This window comes from Gammaproteobacteria bacterium (genome assembly GCA_022450155.1).
Lineage (GTDB): Bacteria > Pseudomonadota > Gammaproteobacteria > Arenicellales > UBA868 > REDSEA-S09-B13.
Genome location: JAKUQR010000007.1, coordinates 72,167 through 89,749, shown reverse-complemented (window position 1 = coordinate 89,749; position 17,583 = coordinate 72,167). Strand labels below are relative to the sequence as shown.

17 protein-coding genes are annotated in these 17,583 nt (G+C 49.1%); 2 read left to right on the top strand and 15 right to left on the bottom strand.

All coding sequences use genetic code 11. The features are described from left to right. Nucleotides 1–2,655, top strand: a complete 2,655-nt coding sequence (gene glnD / locus MK323_05705) for a [protein-PII] uridylyltransferase (protein MCH2481652.1) — start codon at nt 1–3, stop codon at nt 2,653–2,655. A 30-nt stretch (nt 2,656–2,685) separates the two neighbouring features. Next, nucleotides 2,686–3,507: a 2,3,4,5-tetrahydropyridine-2,6-dicarboxylate N-succinyltransferase gene (gene dapD / locus MK323_05700; GenBank protein ID MCH2481651.1), complete on the top strand. Its 822-nt coding sequence runs from the start codon at nt 2,686–2,688 to the stop codon at nt 3,505–3,507. Nucleotide 3,508: 1 nt separating this feature from the next. Here dapD and radA read toward each other — a convergent pair whose 3' ends face one another. The 15 genes from radA to ilvC all read right to left on the bottom strand — a co-directional run bounded on the left by radA (nt 3,509) and on the right by ilvC (nt 17,525). Next, the gene (gene radA / locus MK323_05695) at nt 3,509–4,864 is read right to left on the bottom strand and encodes a DNA repair protein RadA (GenBank protein ID MCH2481650.1); all 1,356 of its coding nucleotides are present in this window, start codon (nt 4,862–4,864) and stop codon (nt 3,509–3,511) included. Nucleotides 4,865–4,975: 111 nt separating this feature from the next. Further along, on the bottom strand, nt 4,976–6,358 hold the full coding sequence (gene dnaB, locus MK323_05690) for a replicative DNA helicase (GenBank protein MCH2481649.1): 1,383 nt from the start codon (nt 6,356–6,358) through the stop codon (nt 4,976–4,978). Nucleotides 6,359–6,512: 154 nt separating this feature from the next. Further along, nucleotides 6,513–6,998, bottom strand: coding sequence for a 50S ribosomal protein L9 (gene rplI / locus MK323_05685; protein ID MCH2481648.1), 486 nt, complete (start codon nt 6,996–6,998; stop codon nt 6,513–6,515). A gap of 36 nt (nt 6,999–7,034) precedes the next feature. Then, nucleotides 7,035–7,256 (bottom strand): 30S ribosomal protein S18, encoded by a 222-nt coding sequence (gene rpsR / locus MK323_05680; protein MCH2481647.1) that lies wholly within the window; start codon nt 7,254–7,256, stop codon nt 7,035–7,037. Continuing rightward, complete coding sequence (gene rpsF / locus MK323_05675; GenBank protein MCH2481646.1) at nt 7,253–7,777, bottom strand: 30S ribosomal protein S6; 525 nt, start codon at nt 7,775–7,777, stop codon at nt 7,253–7,255. Before rpsF ends, rpsR begins: the two co-directional genes overlap by 4 nt. 115 nt (nt 7,778–7,892) lie before the next feature. Continuing rightward, nucleotides 7,893–9,830 (bottom strand): acetate--CoA ligase, encoded by a 1,938-nt coding sequence (acs, locus tag MK323_05670; protein ID MCH2481645.1) that lies wholly within the window; start codon nt 9,828–9,830, stop codon nt 7,893–7,895. A 113-nt stretch (nt 9,831–9,943) separates the two neighbouring features. Continuing rightward, nucleotides 9,944–10,681 (bottom strand): DNA polymerase III subunit epsilon, encoded by a 738-nt coding sequence (dnaQ, locus tag MK323_05665; GenBank protein ID MCH2481644.1) that lies wholly within the window; start codon nt 10,679–10,681, stop codon nt 9,944–9,946. A 33-nt stretch (nt 10,682–10,714) separates the two neighbouring features. Then, nucleotides 10,715–11,155 (bottom strand): ribonuclease HI, encoded by a 441-nt coding sequence (gene rnhA / locus MK323_05660; protein ID MCH2481643.1) that lies wholly within the window; start codon nt 11,153–11,155, stop codon nt 10,715–10,717. A gap of 35 nt (nt 11,156–11,190) precedes the next feature. After that, a complete protein-coding gene (locus MK323_05655; GenBank protein ID MCH2481642.1) occupies nt 11,191–11,898 on the bottom strand; it encodes a class I SAM-dependent methyltransferase in 708 nt (235 codons plus the stop codon). A gap of 353 nt (nt 11,899–12,251) precedes the next feature. Continuing rightward, on the bottom strand, nt 12,252–12,470 hold the full coding sequence (locus tag MK323_05650) for a hypothetical protein (protein ID MCH2481641.1): 219 nt from the start codon (nt 12,468–12,470) through the stop codon (nt 12,252–12,254). Beyond that, a complete protein-coding gene (locus tag MK323_05645; GenBank protein ID MCH2481640.1) occupies nt 12,454–13,065 on the bottom strand; it encodes a uracil-DNA glycosylase in 612 nt (203 codons plus the stop codon). The genes MK323_05650 and MK323_05645 overlap by 17 nt, the downstream gene beginning before the upstream one ends. 79 nt (nt 13,066–13,144) lie before the next feature. Continuing rightward, complete coding sequence (locus MK323_05640; protein MCH2481639.1) at nt 13,145–14,692, bottom strand: 2-isopropylmalate synthase; 1,548 nt, start codon at nt 14,690–14,692, stop codon at nt 13,145–13,147. Between the two features lie 294 nt (nt 14,693–14,986). Then, complete coding sequence (gene pssA / locus MK323_05635; GenBank protein MCH2481638.1) at nt 14,987–15,814, bottom strand: CDP-diacylglycerol--serine O-phosphatidyltransferase; 828 nt, start codon at nt 15,812–15,814, stop codon at nt 14,987–14,989. Between the two features lie 2 nt (nt 15,815–15,816). Next, complete coding sequence (locus tag MK323_05630; protein MCH2481637.1) at nt 15,817–16,452, bottom strand: phosphatidylserine decarboxylase; 636 nt, start codon at nt 16,450–16,452, stop codon at nt 15,817–15,819. Between the two features lie 56 nt (nt 16,453–16,508). Next, nucleotides 16,509–17,525, bottom strand: coding sequence for a ketol-acid reductoisomerase (gene ilvC, locus MK323_05625; GenBank protein MCH2481636.1), 1,017 nt, complete (start codon nt 17,523–17,525; stop codon nt 16,509–16,511). Between the last annotated feature and the right edge of the window lie 58 nt (nt 17,526–17,583).

The following is a 17,583-nucleotide window of genomic DNA, read 5'->3' as shown; positions in this document are numbered from 1 at the left end:
ATGCGGTTATCACGCAACCGTATCCTGGATACCCGGGCTCTGCACCGGTTGGTAGAGGATTCGGATGAAGTCGGCCAGCTCAAAACACTGCTGAACGAAAGTAACGACGTATTAAGGAGCTACCATCTGGGTGGTGCCCCTTCACAGGATATCGTCACTGCTCATGCCTGGCTTGTAGATCAGGTCGTCAAAGCCATCTGGGAACATCACGCACCTTCGACGGAAAAAGGTCGGTCGGTCGCACTCGTTGCCGTTGGTGGCTATGGCAGGTCTGAACTTCATCCGGGGTCGGACATCGATTTACTGGTACTCTTTCAAAAGGCACCCACTAAAACACAACAACGAAATACTGAATCGCTGGTTCGAACACTCTGGGATGTCGGACTCACAATCGGTCACAGCGTTCGCACACTTCGCGACTGTACCTCTCAGGCACGGAATGATGTGACTGTAATGACCAACTTATTGGAATCGAGGGCACTTGCTGGCGACGCCGAACTGCTGAGTCAACTCAAGTTGCGAACCGGGGTCGACATGATGTGGCCAGCTGCAAAATACCTAGAAGCCAAAATCGACGAACAGTCAGCCCGCCACCTGCGCTACGATGACACTGCCTATAACCTCGAGCCTCAGATCAAAGAAGGACCCGGTGGTTTAAGAGACCTCCAGACCATTGGCTGGGTTGCTCACCGGGTTCTTAATCAGCAGGGTCTCCGTTACCTTGTTTCCCACAATTACCTAGCCGAGCACGAATATCGGGAATTGATCAGAGGGCGGAACTTCCTGTGGAAAATTCGCAATGCATTGCACTTCGCGTCAGGTCGAGCTGAAGACCGGCTTCTTTTTGATTACCAGCGCGAAATCGCCCAACAATTCGGTTATAAAGATACAACGACGTTGGCAGTCGAAAAACTCATGAAACGGTATTACCGAACAGTTGGTGAAGTACAACTGCTCAATACCACTGTACTGCAGCAGTTGCAAGCAGCCGCGAAACCAAAAACAAAGGATGGAAAAAATGGAGCTACCGACCTAAATCGTCGCTTTCGTACAAGAAACGGTCTTATTGAAATACGCAACTCTACTGTATTTCAGACATCCCCTTTCGCTCTTCTGGAAGTTTTCTTGCTTTTGCAACAGCACCCGGATCTCACAGGCATCAGCGTAGTCACCATCAGATCAATTCGAGAGAATCTTTTTCGAATAGATTCTGAATTTCGCCAAGACCTCCGGTGTAGAAGTCTATTTATGGAGATTCTGAAAGCACCGCTCGGACAGACACGCGCACTCCGACAAATGAACGCTTACGGTATTCTAGGGGCCTATATACCCCAATTTGGGCGAATCAAAGGCCAGATGCAACATGACCTTTTTCATGTCTATACAGTCGACGCACATCTTCTCTTTGTCGTAAGAAATCTCCGACGACTTGAGATGCCCGAACACGACAACGAGTACCCGGCAGAAAGCAGGCTAATGCGTACGATTTTCAAGCGGCATCGTCTTTTTATAGCGGCACTGTTTCACGATATTTCAAAAGGGCAAGGAGGAGACCACTCCAAGCTGGGTGAATCTGAGACTTATCGATTCTGCAGAATACACGACATGAGTGATTATGACTGTCATTTTGTATCGTGGCTGGTCCGCCACCATCTCACCATGTCGTGGACAGCACAGCGTGAAGATATCTCAGATGTTGGCGTAATAGATGACTTTGCGCGCCTGGTTGGAGATCAGGAACACCTGGACAATCTTTATCTGCTTACGGTTGCTGATATAAGGGGCACCAGCCCTCATGTATGGAATGACTGGAAGGCGAAGCTTCTGGGTGACCTCTACAACGCAACGACACAGGCGCTTCATCGTGACGTTGGGTCCCCGCTACTGCCATCAGAAAGAATAGAAGATCTGAAAAGCGAGTCGCTGACTTATCTGAAGGACGCATCGATCAAGCGAGAGACAGCCGAAAGTGTATGGTCGATATTGGAAGACGAGTATTTTCTTCGGAATCCCCCAGCCGCCATTGCCTGGCACACGAGCCTTCTGTCATCTTCCTCTATAGCGTCCCTGCCAATTATAGACACGATAGACAATAGTGAATCTGGCACCACCGAGGTGTTTGTCTGCGCGCCTGACTCGGAGCATCTATTGTGTAATGTGACTGCGGGTTTTGATCGAGAAAACCTGAACATCGTCGATGCTCGCGTCCACCGTACCCGTTCTGGCCTGGTTATGATGATATTTGTTGTGTTGAACGTGGGCCGTAACAAACTGACCAAAAGAGTCATAAAGTCTACAAAACAGGCATTGAGGGCGCAGATAATAGATCCAAAACCCAGCAAAGATCCCCAGCGGACTCGACTCTCTCGCACCCTGCAGCATTTTCCTATAGGCACAAAGGTGACATTTCCCAAGCCAAGAGATCAGGACAAAACCATTATGGTGGTCATTGCCCAAGACCGACCCGGGCTACTCCATCAAGTTGCGAAGGCATTCATTGCGTGTAAAACACATCTGGTGAGCGCTAGAATCAGTACCTTCGGTGAAAGAGCGGAAGATATTTTCTATATTACGGACCGTGACGGCCAACCGATAAATAACCCAGAAGAAAGAAACAAAATTGCAGAAACCGTTTGCGCCGCGCTGCCTTCCTGACGCCTTGATTCTCCTTCAGCCATCCATATCATGAACAACATTACAGAACTTATTGTTGAGGCATACGAAAATCGTGCATCCTTGACCCGTTCTTCAGTCAGTGCCGAGTTGATCCAGGCAGTACAAGACGCACTTGAACTCCTGGATAACGGTGATGCCAGGGTTGCCGAACCAACAGCTACCGGGTGGGTAGTCAATGAGTGGCTCAAAAAAGCGGTGCTGTTGTCATTCATACTTGCTGAAAACAGGGTATTAGAATCTGGAGACTCCAAGTACTATGACAAGGTTGCCGGCAAGTTCGACAGTTTCGACGATGTGCGATTTCAAACTGGTGGATACCGTGTTGTGCCGCCAGCCATGGTTCGTCATGGCGCTTATCTCGCGCCCAATGTCATTCTCATGCCAAGCTATGTCAATATTGGAGCCTACGTAGGCGAAGGAACTATGGTAGACACGTGGGCAACGGTTGGCTCCTGCGCCCAAATCGGAAAGAACGTCCATCTGTCGGGAGGCGTGGGTATCGGCGGGGTCCTTGAGCCTCTTCAAGCTTCCCCTACTATTATTGAGGACAACTGCTTTATTGGTGCGCGCAGCGAAATCGTTGAAGGTGTGATCGTTGAAGAAGGTTCCGTAGTCTCAATGGGTGTGTATATTGGCCAGAGCACCAGAATTTTTGATCGTGCAAATGGTGACGTCAGTTATGGAAGAATCCCTGCAGGCTCTGTCGTAGTATCTGGAACAATGCCGGCAAAAGACGGCACACACAGCTTGTATTGTGCTGTAATCGTCAAGAAGGTTGATGAAAAAACGCGGTCGAAAGTCGGGATTAATGAGTTGCTGCGCGATATCTGATTCAATGGAACAACTCCAACAACTCACCGATATGTTTAATTGGAACAACCTGCAGATTCTCCGGACTTTGAGCAGCTTGGTTCGCCTGCGGGATTATTGCTTGTTTGAATCCGAGTTTTTGCGCCTCCCTAAGTCGCTCCTGGCCTCGTTGAACCGGTCTGATCTCACCAGATAATCCTATTTCACCAAAGCATACTGTGCCGGCTGGTAGCGGCTTGTCAAAATAACTAGATAACACCGCTAAAGCTATGGCCACGTCTGCGGCTGTTTCCGATAGTTTTATTCCCCCGGCAACATTAACGTAAACATCCCTATTCCCCAAGGTAACACCAGCATGCCTGCTTAGCACAGCCAGCAACATGTTAATGCGCCCACCATCAAGACCTATGGAAATTCTGCGAGGAGCCGCAAGCACGGCATCATCGACCAACGCTTGAAGCTCTACCAGCAATGGGCGGGTGCCTTCCTGTGCGACCAGGACGACGCTCCCAGACTTATCTGTGTCATCCGAAGAAAGGAGGATAGACGATGGATTCTCTACGCCCTTCAATCCTGAATCGGCCATCACAAACACACCTACCTCATTTATAGCGCCGAATCGATTCTTGAAAGCTCTTACCAGTCGTAACCGGCTATCGGGGTCTCCTTCAAAATACAGAACGGTGTCGACTATATGCTCAAGTAACTTAGGCCCAGCAAGCACGCCATCTTTGGTTATATGTCCTATCATAAGAATCGCAGTATTTGTCGATTTGGCAAACCTCACCAATCGATCCGCACAAGTCCGAACTTGACTGATACTACCGGGTGCAGATTCCTGTTCAGTGGAAAACAGGGTTTGTATCGAATCAATGACTATGAGTTTAGGGCCAGTCGACTTAGCGACTTGCAAGATGGTTTCGAGTTCTGAAGTTGCTAACGTCTTAATGTTCGAACTCTTTACCTTTGTACGGCTTGCCCTTAAGGCAAGTTGCTGCAGGGACTCTTCCCCGGTGGTATAAAGAACCGAGCCGGCGGCCGAAAGACAACCAGCACATTGAAGAGCCAGAGTGCTCTTACCTATTCCTGGTTCACCTCCAAGCAGAGCTACTGCACCCTCTACGAACCCGCCGCCAAGGACTCGATCGAACTCACCAGAACCTGTCGACATTCGAGCAATCTCTGCCACTTGGATGCTCGATAGATCTATTGGGACACTGTCTGTCCGGCTAACGTCGTGAATAAATTTTGTTGAATGGGCAATCTTGGTTTCTGTCAAGCAATTCCATATTCCGCATTCATTACACTGGCCGGTCCATTTGGGGTGTTTGGATCCACACGAGGCACAGATGTAGGCAACCTTTTCTTTCGCTGGCATTGCCCCAAGATTTCCCTATGATCACAAACGAAAAGATTTAATTTGCAGCCGCCATATGGTCCCTATCCCTATCCCGATCCAGTACCCAGGTCTAACGAGGTTCCCCACAACTCAATACAGAGGCTCTGAAAACTCAGAAACATAGTTCTCAAACCGAGTGTATTCGCCCAGGAATGTCAGTCGAATGGTACCCGTGGGGCCATTTCTTTGTTTACCTATGATAATTTCGGCTGTACCACGATCCTTAGAATCTTCATTGTAGATCTCATCTCTATAAATAAAAAATATAACATCGGCATCCTGCTCTATCGCGCCAGACTCTCTAAGATCGGACATAACAGGCCTTTTGTTAGGCCTTTGTTCCAGGCTCCGATTTAACTGTGAAAGCACGACCACAGGGGCAGACATCTCTTTAGCAATAATCTTTAGTGCCCTGGTGATGTTAGATACCTCAACTGCTCGATTCTCGCTGTTATCACCGGTCTGCATCAACTGTAGATAGTCGACTACGATCATACCGAGTCGCCCACGTTCCCGGGACAGTCTGCGAATGCGAGATCTTAGTTCAACCGGTGTAAGCGCGGGAGTATCATCAATATATATAGGAGCAGAATCAAGCAACTCCACGGCCGAGGTCAGACGAGGCCAGTCATCCTTGGAAAGTTTTCCTGTCCTGACGTGATGTGCATTGATTCTGCCCAAAGATGAAAGCATTCGCATTGCAAGTTGCTGGCCAGGCATTTCCATGCTGAATACCGCAACAGGCAGTTTGCTCCCGATCGCGGCATTCTCAACTATGTTCATTGCAAGACTGGTTTTACCCATCGATGGCCGACCAGCGATAACTATCAGATCCGAGGGTTGAAGGCCTGATGTGATGTCATCCAGATCGCCAAACCCCGTCGATACGCCTGTAATGGTTTGTCCGGATTCATAGAGTTCCTCTATTCTGTCTAATGCCTCTGTCAGAAGACCCTGAATCGGCATAAACCCACCCTTCTGGCGTTTGTCGGCTTCAGCTATATCGAACACCAGCTTTTCCGCGTACCCCAATAAGTCTTCTACATTGGAACCTTCAGGGTTGTAAGCTTTTTCAGAAATCTGTGTGGCAACGTTGATCAAACGCCGTAACACAGACCGTTCTCGGACGATCGCAGCATAAGCTATGACGTTAACTGTACCCGGTGTATTCTTAGCCAGTTCTCCCAAGTAAGTGAGGCCACCGACCCTATCGAGCACACCGCTATTGCCCAGCCACTCTGCTGTTGTAACTACATCTACCGGTTCGTCCGCAGCATGAAGCGCTTTTATAGCCGAAAATATATCTCGATGCGCCTTAGTGTAGAAGTCTTCTTCTAATACAACCTCTGCCACATCATCCCACCGCCTGGAATCCAAAAGCAGGCAACCCAGAACCGACTGCTCTGCTTCAAGTGCTTGCGGCGGTACAGGGTATTCGCGTCTGTTTGAGATTATTGCCTGGGTCTCTGACATCGCGTATGCTCAAAATTCAATGCGTTACAAGCTGGCAACTTTACAGTAAATCAGTTGGGCACAGTCACTATTCGGTCGCAGTATCTGGCCAGATAAGGATACACGAAAAAGCCGGACATTTTGTCCGGCTCGCGGGGCAAATAACGTATACGACTCAGGAGATGTTGTCTTCCTGAACGTCGTCGCCATCTTCTTCCTGTTCAGCAATCACCACAACCTTCAGCGATTGCCTGACTTGTGGGTGAAGTATTACGTGAATTTCATGTTCCCCTAAGGCTTTGATCGGCCCTTCAGGCAGATCGATTTCGGAACGCTGGATGGCTAAATCCGCACCTTGCAACAATTCCGAAATATCTACCGCTGATACAGAACCGAACAGTTTGCCTTCTTCACCTGCTCTACGAGCAACAGTCACAGACGCCGGCAACAAATCGATCTTAGCCTTTGCAGCATCCATTCTTTCACTGTCTAGTTTTGCGAGCTCTTTACGGCGTTCTTCAACCTGCCCCTTCGCGTCTTGAGTCGCCCATACCGCCTTGCCTTGTGGCACAAGATAATTCCGGGCATAACCAGATCGCACCTGTACAACGTCTCCTAGCTCTCCCAGATTCTGTATGTTTTCCAGTAGTATGATTTCCATATCTCATTTTCTCCAAAACACTGGTCTGAAACGGTGCTAATGCTGATCACTATAAGGAAGTAAAGCCAGGTAACGCGCTCTTTTGACCGCAGTGGCCAACTGACGCTGGTAGCGCGGTTTGGTTCCGGTATTCCTGCTGGGAATTATTTTTCCCGTCTCGGTAATATAGGATTTGAGGGTGTCCAAATCTTTATAGTCTATCTCGGTTACACCCAAGGCAGTAAAACGACAGAATTTACGACGGCGGTTGTTTCTCATGTCTGGGGCTCCTCAACTTCCTCAGCTTCAGGATCTGAGACCGCAGCAGAATCTCCGTCCGCTGACGCTGATTTTTCCAACGGCTGATCATCTACCACCTCACCGTCCGCTTCCCTATCAGTGCCCGGGTTCTTGTCGGCGTCCGCCGTCTCTACGGCCTCGCTAGTAAGCCTCTCAGGCTCAGAAGCAGCATCATTATTGTCCCCGCTTTGTGCCAAGAATGACGGTTCGCTAACGGCAATTTTCTTCTTGATGATTAGATTTCTGATAACTGCATCGTTGAATTTAAACAGGTTGTTTATTTCATCAAGCGTTGGTTGATCACACTCTACGTTCATCAGCACGTAATGTGCTTTGTGAACCTTCTCAATAGGATAGGCCAACTGACGCCTACCCCAATCTTCCAGCCTGTGTAGCTGACCGCCGGCGTTCTCTATAACGCCCCTATATCGTTCGGTCATTGCAGGGACCTGCTCGCTCTGATCAGGATGGACGAGAAATACTACCTCGTAATGGCGCATAAGTTTCTCCCTATGGATCGTGCTTCCTGCTCTTCGCAGTGAAGCAAGGAGTTAATCGGACTTTATTTGGGGCCCGGATTTTAACCGCCTTTCTCTTCGAGAACAACTGATTGGGCTAGCGATTCGGTCGCTTAGACACCAGCTCGTCTACGACAGTAGGATCTGCCAGGGTCGACGTATCTCCCAAGTCATCAATTTCATTGGCGGCTATCTTTCTCAAAATTCGACGCATAATCTTTCCCGAGCGGGTTTTCGGCAACCCCGGAGCCCATTGGATTACATCGGGTGCCGCAAACGGACCTATTTCCTTTCGCACGAGATTAACGAGGTCATTCTTAAGTTCGTCACTGGGATCACTACCCACCATCAAAGTAACGTAGCCGTAGATCCCCTGTCCCTTGATTTCGTGCGGATACCCGACAACAGCTGCCTCCGCGACCAAATCATGCAATACCAGAGCACTCTCAACCTCAGCGGTTCCCATTCGATGACCCGAAACATTGATAACGTCATCAACTCGACCTGTGATCCAGTAGTAACCGTCCTCATCTCTGCGTGCACCGTCTCCGGTCATATAGTATCCAGGGTACGTGGCAAAATAGGTCGATATAAAGCGGTCGTGATCACCGTACACCGTTCGCATCTGTCCTGGCCATGAGTGCCTGATAACCAAATTACCCACACCTGCACCATGTACTTCATTGCCTTCATCGTCCAGAAGCGCTGGCTGAATTCCGAAAAACGGTCGGGTTGCTGAACCTGGTTTCAGTGCCGTTGCACCAACCAGGGGCGAAATTAGAATACCACCAGTCTCTGTCTGCCACCACGTATCCACGATAGGACACCGTTGGTCCCCAACGACTCGGTAATACCATTCCCAGGCCTCTGGGTTAATCGGCTCACCTACGGTGCCTAATATGCGAAGACTTGTACGATCAGCAGCCAGCACAGGACCATCTCCTAAACTCATCAACGCTCGAATTGCCGTCGGTGCGGTATAGAAAATGTTGACAGAATGTTTTTCCACAATATCCCAGAAACGACTCGCGTCTGGATAGGTTGGCACTCCCTCAAACATCAATGTAGTTGCACCGTTGGCCAAAGGGCCGTAAACAATATATGAGTGGCCTGTGATCCAACCCACATCAGCTGTACACCAATATATTTCTCCTTCTTTATAATCGAATACCAATCGATGAGTCATCGCCGCGTAGAGTTGATAACCCGCGGTAGTGTGCAACACGCCCTTAGGCTTTCCGGTAGAACCTGACGTATAGAGAATAAACAGAGGATCCTCTGCATCCATCTCTTCAGGCTCACAATCCGGTGATACACCCGCTATACCTTCGTGATACCAGACATCTCGTTTTGCGTCACCAGGCACCTTAGCGCCCGTTCTTCGCACAACGATAGTGGTATGCACATCCGGACATTCCTTAAGCGCTGTCTCAACGTTTGCTTTGAGCGGCACTGGTCGCCCTCCACGTGGGCCCTCGTCTGCAGTTACAACAACACGGCAATCTGAATCCAGGATGCGGTCTCTTAACGCATCTGGCGAAAAGCCGCCGAATACCACGGAGTGCACTGCTCCGATCCGGGCACAACCCAACATAGCGACTGCAGCCTCAGGAATCATCGGCATGTAGATAGAAACCCGATCCCCCTTTTTCACTCCGCGCGATTTCAGAAGATTGGCAAATCGACAGACGCGTTCATGTAGCTCTTTGTAAGAAATATGCTGCTGTTCAGATGGATCGTCGCTCTCCCATATGATCGCAACTTGATCGCCCCGAGACTCAAGATGACGATCTATACAATTAACCGTTGCATTGAGTTTTGCACCACTAAACCATGCAATCTCTCCGGTGACGAAGTCATACTTCATCACCTGATCCCACTTCTTGGTATAAGTCAGGTATTTTTCCGCCTGCTCCGACCAAAACTCTTCGGGATTATCGATTGACCGACGATACATCTCCTGGTAGCGGGTCTCATCAATGTAGGCAGTTTCCGCATATTCCAAGTCGACCGGATATTTTCGGTCATCATTCATCTATTTCTCCTCGCTAACTCTTGCCTGAAACAATAACCCTCTAATGATTTAAGGCACACATACCCACAATATCAAAACTTTTCCAACGAAAATTCATCCTCAGCGTGGCCCAATCAGGACTCTACATCAGACCTCCAGACACAGTTGTCGCCTAACCTATCGAGCCATTCATTGTGTTCTAAAATCTCATCATCGCTGGCCGAAATGACCACGAATCTCTCGTCTGAGTAGTCACTGCTGCCTCTGGCGCCTCTTGCAGAACTCCGACCGATATCTAGATTGTCCTCTCTTAACTTCGCCTGCTGGTCATTCATCATAAAGGAGAGGTCTGCCTGTCCACCGGTCATCGCGAGATAGACCTCTGCCAAAATTCTCGCATCCAGTAGACCACCATGATAAGTCCTCTGACTGGTATCGACCTGATAGCGCTTGGCTAAAGCATCGAGGCTGTTGCGCTGGCCGGGATGCAGTTGTCGAGCCAGTGCCAAACTGTCTACGACCTGGCAATAATCATCAATTTTCCCACGCGCTGGATCCACCAACCTTATTTCGTTATTCAAAAACCCGATATCAAAGGATGCGTTGTGGATAACCAATTCACAGCCTTCTATAAATGACAGGAATTCCTCTAGGAGTTCTGAAAATCTTGGCTTGTCCAACAGAAATTCTGTGGTGAGTCCGTGCACTTCTTGCGCTTCCGACTCGACCTGCCTTTCGGGATTGACGTAACTATGAAAAGAATTTTCTGTAATCCGCCGGGCTGACACCTCGATACAGCCTATCTCGACGACGCGATGACCTAGTTCCCAATCTAAACCAGTTGTCTCGGTATCTAAAAAGACTTGTCTCATGTCGTTGCTGTCGCGTACCTGATCTTAGGCCATCTAAGCAAGCATTCTTTCGATCGCCTCATTGGCTAACTCATCTGCTCTTTCGTTCCCAGCGTCGCCAGAATGGCCTTTTACCCAATACCACTGGACAACATGGCGCCGTGTGGATTGATCAAGTGCTTGCCAGAGATCCTGGTTTCTTACCTGCTTGCCATTTGATGTTTTCCAGCCGTTTTGCTTCCAGTTTGATATCCACAGAGTTATACCATTTTTGACGTACTGTGAGTCTGTGTAGACGGATACGTGGCTGGAGGCCGGAAGTGCGTCAAGGGCCTCTACTGGTGCTGTCAGTTCCATCCGATTGTTGGTCGTATTTGACTCGGCACCACTGAGTTCATTTTTCTCACCTACCCGATACAGAACCGCACCCCAGCCTCCTGGCCCTGGATTGCCGCGACAGGCCCCATCCGTATAGATTAACCATCGCTCAGCCACTGTTTTCTACTGGTTTCCCTGATTGTCGACTGTAGTCAGGATTTTCGCGATAATGTTTGGAGCCGGTGTCGTTGCCGGCGCCCTCTTAACACGTTCTTCAGATGTTTTGTGTGGGTGTTAAGGGCCTTGTTCTTCGCAACCAGAATATAAGCACCAGAAAGTGCGGGCCACCAACGCCGGCCGGCCGCCTCCATAAATTTTAGCCGACGCAATATAAGTTCATTATTGACAGGTGGTCGATAGAAATACATTGTCCCTCCTACCGTTGCGAACCCCAATAAGTTTATCCAGTCTTGGACCCTCGTCAGCGGAAAGTAGTTTGCCGTCCACGGAATTGTGTTTTTATGAAATTTGAGCAACCGGCAGATACCCCAGATACCAAAGGGGTTGAGCCCCAGGACAACCAAATACCCTTCGGGCGCCAAGATCTCGCTAACTTCTCTTAATACTCCGCCGGGATCTTTCCCGAAATCTAACGCGTGGAACAGGACAACGAGATCCATAGACCTGCGCTCGAAAGGCAGCGCGTCCCAATCAGAACAGACTCGCGCTCCGTTCAGTTTACAGCCTGGGGGAACAACATAGATTCGCTCACCACAGTCAATGTCGGCCAGTAAATCCTGCCCCCCTGCCCCAATCTGCAATGCCACTCCATGATAACCATAAGGAACCAGACTGGGAATGTGAGCACATGCTTCGGCAGTGAAACAGTTTCCAAGCTCGGTGTTAAACCAATTGTGCATAAACTACGATCCCAAATTATCCGGTAGCCCACGACAACTGGTTAATGCCGGCGATTTAGTCATCATGGTGCTATCAGTCGGTCTACAGGATAACAAATCAAATTCAATGCGTCATTGCCGAAGCAGGCTCTAGAACCCGCTCCAAGACGAGTGACCAACAGAACGATAGTCGTTATTTTTGCGGCAAAAGACCATAAACCTTTCTGTTACACACAACTGTCGCGCGATTCAATTATTTGGGGAAACCTCCAGCAGAACCCTCTCCGCTCCGCTTTTGCCGGCATAATCGCATGCCTTCTTGACAAGACCACGGCTGAGATCGTGACCTTGCCGATTGCATATTACAGCCAAATTCAAGATGTGCGATTCTTTCCACGAACCGACTGATCGAGGTAAGCGATGATCTGATCATCGGTATCGACAACCCAATACCGATAACCCACTTTAAGACACTCGGAGAATATCTTCTGCGACCACGGATGAATTACGATTGGTCGCTCTTTCTCCACAACTTGAGGTATATCTGAATGCCCCATAGGCCGCACTATACCCAGATCATGTTGACCGTTCACTTTCAGATCCGTGCAACAGAACCTGCGCGAACTGAAGATCTTTCCACACCTTCTGTTTCTCTAACGGTGAGCGGAGTAAGTATGCCGGGTGATAGGTTACTACTAAAGGAATCCTGAATTTTGAATACTCATGTCTTTGGCCACGCAGTTCCGCTATCGACGCTGTCGACTTCAGTAGTGCTTGGGCTGCAAAGCGACCCATTGCGATGATAATCTCAGGTCTGATGCGGTCGATCTGCTTGTGCAGATAGGGCTCACATTGAATCACCTCTTCACCCATCGGATCTCTGTTCCGCGGCGGCCGGCATTTGAGCACATTGGCGATATAAACCTCGTCCCGCGCCAATCCGATGCTAAACAATATTGAATCTAACAACTGGCCCGCACGACCCACGAACGGTAGGCCCTGTTTATCCTCTTCCGAACCGGGTGCCTCACCTACGAACAACCAGTCTGCGTCTATGGAGCCATGACCGAAAACCGTGTTCTGTCGGTGCGTATGAAGGCCGCATGCCTGACACTGCCGAACCTTATCCGCAAGCGCCTCCAGTTCGATATCGTCACCATCTGCCCTAACTGGAGATGTTCTCGACACTCTCCTTTGCCAGCGAACAATCCCGATCTCCCGTAAGTACTGCGATCTGTAACGTATTGCCAACAGCTGCTGGCCCACCTTATTCCGTACCACTCAATTGTGGATGAACGGAATATTGACTCTGGTTGAGCCTGTTTAGCGCATTCACGTACGCCTTTACTGAGGCAATTACAATATCGGTGTCTGCTCCGTTACCATTGACGATTCTTCCATCTTTTTCCAGACGCACACTGACTTCTCCTTGTGCATCTGTACCAGTCGTAATGTTGTTCACAGAATACAAGAGCAGGTTACTCTTTGAAGGAGCAATACTTTCTACAGCCTTGTATGAAGCGTCTACAACTCCGTCGCCCGTCGCTGATCCTGTTTCCTCAGTACCCTCAATATTTAGCGTAACGACAGCTTTCGGTATCTCACCGGTTGCCGAACATACCCTTAACGACACCAATTGAAGTTTTTCATTCACCTGTTCAGAATCACTTTCACTGACCAAAGCTATAAGGTCTTCATCAAATATCTCGTGTTTCTTGTCAGCCAATGTCTTAAACCTTGCAAAGGCCTCATCCCGATCGACCTTAGACTCAAATTCTATCCCTAAATCTGAAAGACGTTTCGTAAACGCTGTACGACCCGAATGTTTGCCGAGCACAAGCTTGTTAGCTGACCAGCCGACATCTTCCGCACGCATTATTTCGTAAGTTTCACGATTTTTTAGAACACCGTCCTGATGTATGCCGGCTTCATGAGCAAACGCATTAGCACCCACAATCGCTTTATTGGGCTGAACAGGAAATCCGGTAATAGTCGATACCAGGCGACTTGCTGGGACAATCTGTGTCGAGTCTATGTTGGTATCACAGTCGAAAAAATCTTGTCTTGTCCTGACTGCCATCACAATTTCTTCGAGTGATGCGTTGCCTGCTCGCTCTCCGAGTCCATTGACAGTGCACTCGACCTGACGCGCTCCCTTCAGCACTGCGGCTAGCGAATTGGCGACAGCCATCCCTAAATCGTTATGGCAATGTACTGAAAATATTGCTTTATCGGAGTTCGGTATCCGCTCCATCAGATTGCCTATCAACTCTCCAAACTGGCTAGGCATCGTATAGCCTACAGTGTCTGGTATGTTAATCGTCGTTGCGCCGGCATCGATTACTGCTTCAAGTAGTCGACACAAGAAATCCTCATCAGAACGACCCGCATCCTCAGGCGAGAACTCCACATCTCCCGTGCTATTTCTGGCTTGTTTAACCGACAACACCGCCTGTTCCAACACCTGTTCAGGTGACATTCTCAGCTTCTCCCGCATATGAATGGGAGAGGTAGCAATAAACGTGTGTATTCTCGGAGATTCCGCCGGCTTGACGGCATCGGCTGCCAGGTCGACATCGCGGGCATTAGCCCGGGCCAGACCACAGATCGTACTTTCTCTCACCTGCTTTGCGATTCTTTGAACCGCTTCAAAGTCTCCGGGACTGGCAGCTGGAAATCCGGCTTCTATAACGTCTACTCTTAGTCGTTCCAGTTGCCGAGCGAGCCTCATTTTTTCATCTGCCGTCATCGATGCGCCAGGACTCTGCTCGCCGTCACGCAACGTTGTGTCAAAAACAATTAACCGATCAGTCATGATGCACCTCACTTCTGCTAATTTGTCTGAATACCAGACTGACACCCAGAGGCCACACCTCATTAACCTGCGTGCGGCATCGTTTTACAACGATGTAAGCAGTCGATCTGGTTGAGTTTTAGTTGGAGGGGGGATATGGTGCGCCTAGCGGCGCAGCAGAAGACCACACAGTGCTAAACCCAGCGGAAGAGAGCGTGTCAACCCTGTTCGCGGTTCCTTAGCAAGACAAAATCTGTAGGTGCTTGGATACACTTTAAATGGCCTTGTTCCTTGGACGGGCAGTATAACGACGAATCATAATTTATCAACCCCGCTGACTGTTGTCCCGATTTCTGTTACTTCATCGTCAGCCTCAAAGTCATCTTCATCGGCAATATCGGAAGATTCTGGTTTCTTTCCAAATAACCATAAGATTGGACCAGATAGTGCAAAACCAACTGACAGCAGCAAGAGCACGACGGGTGGATCAAATGAAATCAGTACAAAAACTAGCACGAGCGCGAGAAGCGTCATGAATGGTACCCGGTTTTTTAGATCAAGATCCTTAAAGCTCCTATAAGGGAAAGAACTCACCATCGCTGCTGACAGAAGAATCATCACCAGCAACGCCGTAACAACAGTCCAGGTACCCGTTAAGCCATAACTCTGCACTGTCCAAAGAGTTGTCGCTGCCAGCACCGCCGCCGCCGGGCAAGGTAACCCGCGAAAATATTTATCGCTTTTGGTATCTTGAGTATTAAAGCGGGCGAGTCTCAGTGCCGTGGTGGCGACGTAGATGAATGCAGTCAACCATCCTATTTTGCCAAAATCTTTCAGTCCCCATGCATAGAAAACCAAAGCCGGGGCTAGCCCAAACGCTACCAAATCAACAAGACTATCGTACTCCTTGCCAAAATCACTTACCGTATTGGTCATCCGCGCGACCCTACCATCAAGGCTGTCGAGCACGGCAGCAACGACTATAGCGATAGCAGAATGTTCATAGAAGCCGTTTGTAGCCTGCACGATCGCGTAAAATGCAGCAAAAAGACTGCCGGTCGTAAACAGGTTCGGCAATATATAGATCCCCTTGCGACCTCTGTCAGCTCGCTCTAGCTTGTGGATTTTCTTTCCCGTTTCCATGACTAGTGTTCAGAGACCGGTAAAAAACCGATTATGTCGGTTCCAGACAATACCCAGCGACCGAGTTGCGCAACCACATAAGTATCCTCGGGCAGATATAGATCGACTCGTGAGCCAAAACGGATAAACCCGTAACGCTCACCCCGTACTACCTCCTGATCCTTTTTCAGATAACAAAGTATACGCCTGGCAACCAGGCCAGCAATCTGAACACTCGTGACATCCCAACCATCCCTGGTACGAAAGTGCACGGCAGATCGCTCGTTTAATTGAGATGCCTTATCCAGTGAAGCGTTCAAGAATCGACCCTTTTCATACCACTTCTCAACCACAACTCCATCTACCGGAGTTCGATTAGAATGAACAGAAAATATGTTCATAAAGATACTGATCTTGAGTGCCCGGCGTTCTATATAGGGGTCTATAACATTTTCAATCGCAATAACGCGCCCATGAGCTGGCGAGACTATCGCCCCGGGCTGCTGCGGTATTTCGCGATCAGGGTCCCTGAAAAACTGTATTACCAACAGAAGCAACAACCACAAGGGTAGCGCCCAAAAAGTGCCTGCGAAAATCTGCACTCCTAACGCCAACACCGCAAAAAAAGCTATACGCGTCCAGCCTTCTCGGGCAATCATGAGTCAATAGGCTTCCAAAAAACCAAGCATCTCACGCCTGAGCATGATCTCCCAGTCTAGTTTACATCCTTGTCAACAAGCTTACCCTTCTGAATCCAAGGCATCATTGATCTTAATCGTGCTCCGACATCTTCTATCGGGTGGCTTTGGGCTTCAGCTCTAAGTTGCTTGAACCGCTCACCCCCTGACCGGCTTTCAGCCATCCACTCGTTGGCAAACTCGCCAGACTGAATCTCGGAGAGTATACGTTTCATCTCTGCTTTGGTTTCATCATTGACTACTCGCGGCCCACGCGTAACATCGCCATATTCTGCCGTGTTAGATATTGAATAACGCATGTTCGCAACTCCACCCTCATAAATCAGGTCGACAATCAGTTTCGTTTCATGAAGGCATTCGAAGTACGCCATCTCCGGAGCATAACCAGCTTCGACCAGCGTTTCATATCCAGCTTGGATTAAAGAAGTGATCCCACCACAAAGTACAGTCTGCTCGCCAAACAAGTCTGTTTCTGTCTCCTCCTTGTAGGTCGTTTCGATCACGCCTGCACGACCACCTCCGATCGCACATGCATATGACAAAGCTATTTCTCTGGCATTGCTCGTCGCATCCTGCTTGATGGCGATCAGGCACGGCACACCACCGCCCTCCACATAAGTCGATCGAACCAGATGACCTGGGCCTTTCGGCGCGATCATTATGACATCCACCTCCTTACTTGGTTTTATAAAGCCGAAATGAACACTAAACCCGTGGGCAAAAGCCAGCGCCGCTCCAGGTTTAAGGTTGCCAATAATTTCCGATTCAAATAGGTCTGGTTGCAATTCATCAGGCACCAGCATCATGACAACGTCTGCCCCACTTACTGCATCAGGCACAGTAGCTACGGTTAATCCAGCGTTTTCAGCCTTACCCCATGATGAAGATTCTTTTCGCAATCCAACAACAACGTCTACACCACTATCACGGAGGTTATTCGCGTGTGCATGTCCTTGAGAACCATAACCAATAACTGCGGTCCTTCGCCCTTGGATGACACCATGATCAGCGTCGTTGTCATAGAAGACTTTCATAAACAAATGCTCCTTATTCTGGATAAGTTATCAGTAGATTTAGTGAGATCAGAACGCA

Excerpts from the sequence above, each read along its gene's own strand:
- glnD (MCH2481652.1), top strand. The coding sequence starts at position 1 with ATGCGGTTATCACGCAACCGTATCCTGGATACCCGGGCTCTGCACCGG.
- dapD (MCH2481651.1), top strand. The coding sequence starts at position 2,686 with ATGAACAACATTACAGAACTTATTGTTGAGGCATACGAAAATCGTGCA.
- radA (MCH2481650.1), bottom strand. The coding sequence starts at position 4,864 with ATGCCAGCGAAAGAAAAGGTTGCCTACATCTGTGCCTCGTGTGGATCC.
- dnaB (MCH2481649.1), bottom strand. The coding sequence starts at position 6,358 with ATGTCAGAGACCCAGGCAATAATCTCAAACAGACGCGAATACCCTGTA.
- rplI (MCH2481648.1), bottom strand. The coding sequence starts at position 6,998 with ATGGAAATCATACTACTGGAAAACATACAGAATCTGGGAGAGCTAGGA.
- rpsR (MCH2481647.1), bottom strand. The coding sequence starts at position 7,256 with ATGAGAAACAACCGCCGTCGTAAATTCTGTCGTTTTACTGCCTTGGGT.
- rpsF (MCH2481646.1), bottom strand. The coding sequence starts at position 7,777 with ATGCGCCATTACGAGGTAGTATTTCTCGTCCATCCTGATCAGAGCGAG.
- acs (MCH2481645.1), bottom strand. The coding sequence starts at position 9,830 with ATGAATGATGACCGAAAATATCCGGTCGACTTGGAATATGCGGAAACT.
- dnaQ (MCH2481644.1), bottom strand. The coding sequence starts at position 10,681 with ATGAGACAAGTCTTTTTAGATACCGAGACAACTGGTTTAGATTGGGAA.
- MK323_05655 (MCH2481642.1), bottom strand. The coding sequence starts at position 11,898 with ATGCACAATTGGTTTAACACCGAGCTTGGAAACTGTTTCACTGCCGAA.
- MK323_05640 (MCH2481639.1), bottom strand. The coding sequence starts at position 14,692 with ATGACTGATCGGTTAATTGTTTTTGACACAACGTTGCGTGACGGCGAG.
- pssA (MCH2481638.1), bottom strand. The coding sequence starts at position 15,814 with ATGGAAACGGGAAAGAAAATCCACAAGCTAGAGCGAGCTGACAGAGGT.
- MK323_05630 (MCH2481637.1), bottom strand. The coding sequence starts at position 16,452 with ATGATTGCCCGAGAAGGCTGGACGCGTATAGCTTTTTTTGCGGTGTTG.
- ilvC (MCH2481636.1), bottom strand. The coding sequence starts at position 17,525 with ATGAAAGTCTTCTATGACAACGACGCTGATCATGGTGTCATCCAAGGG.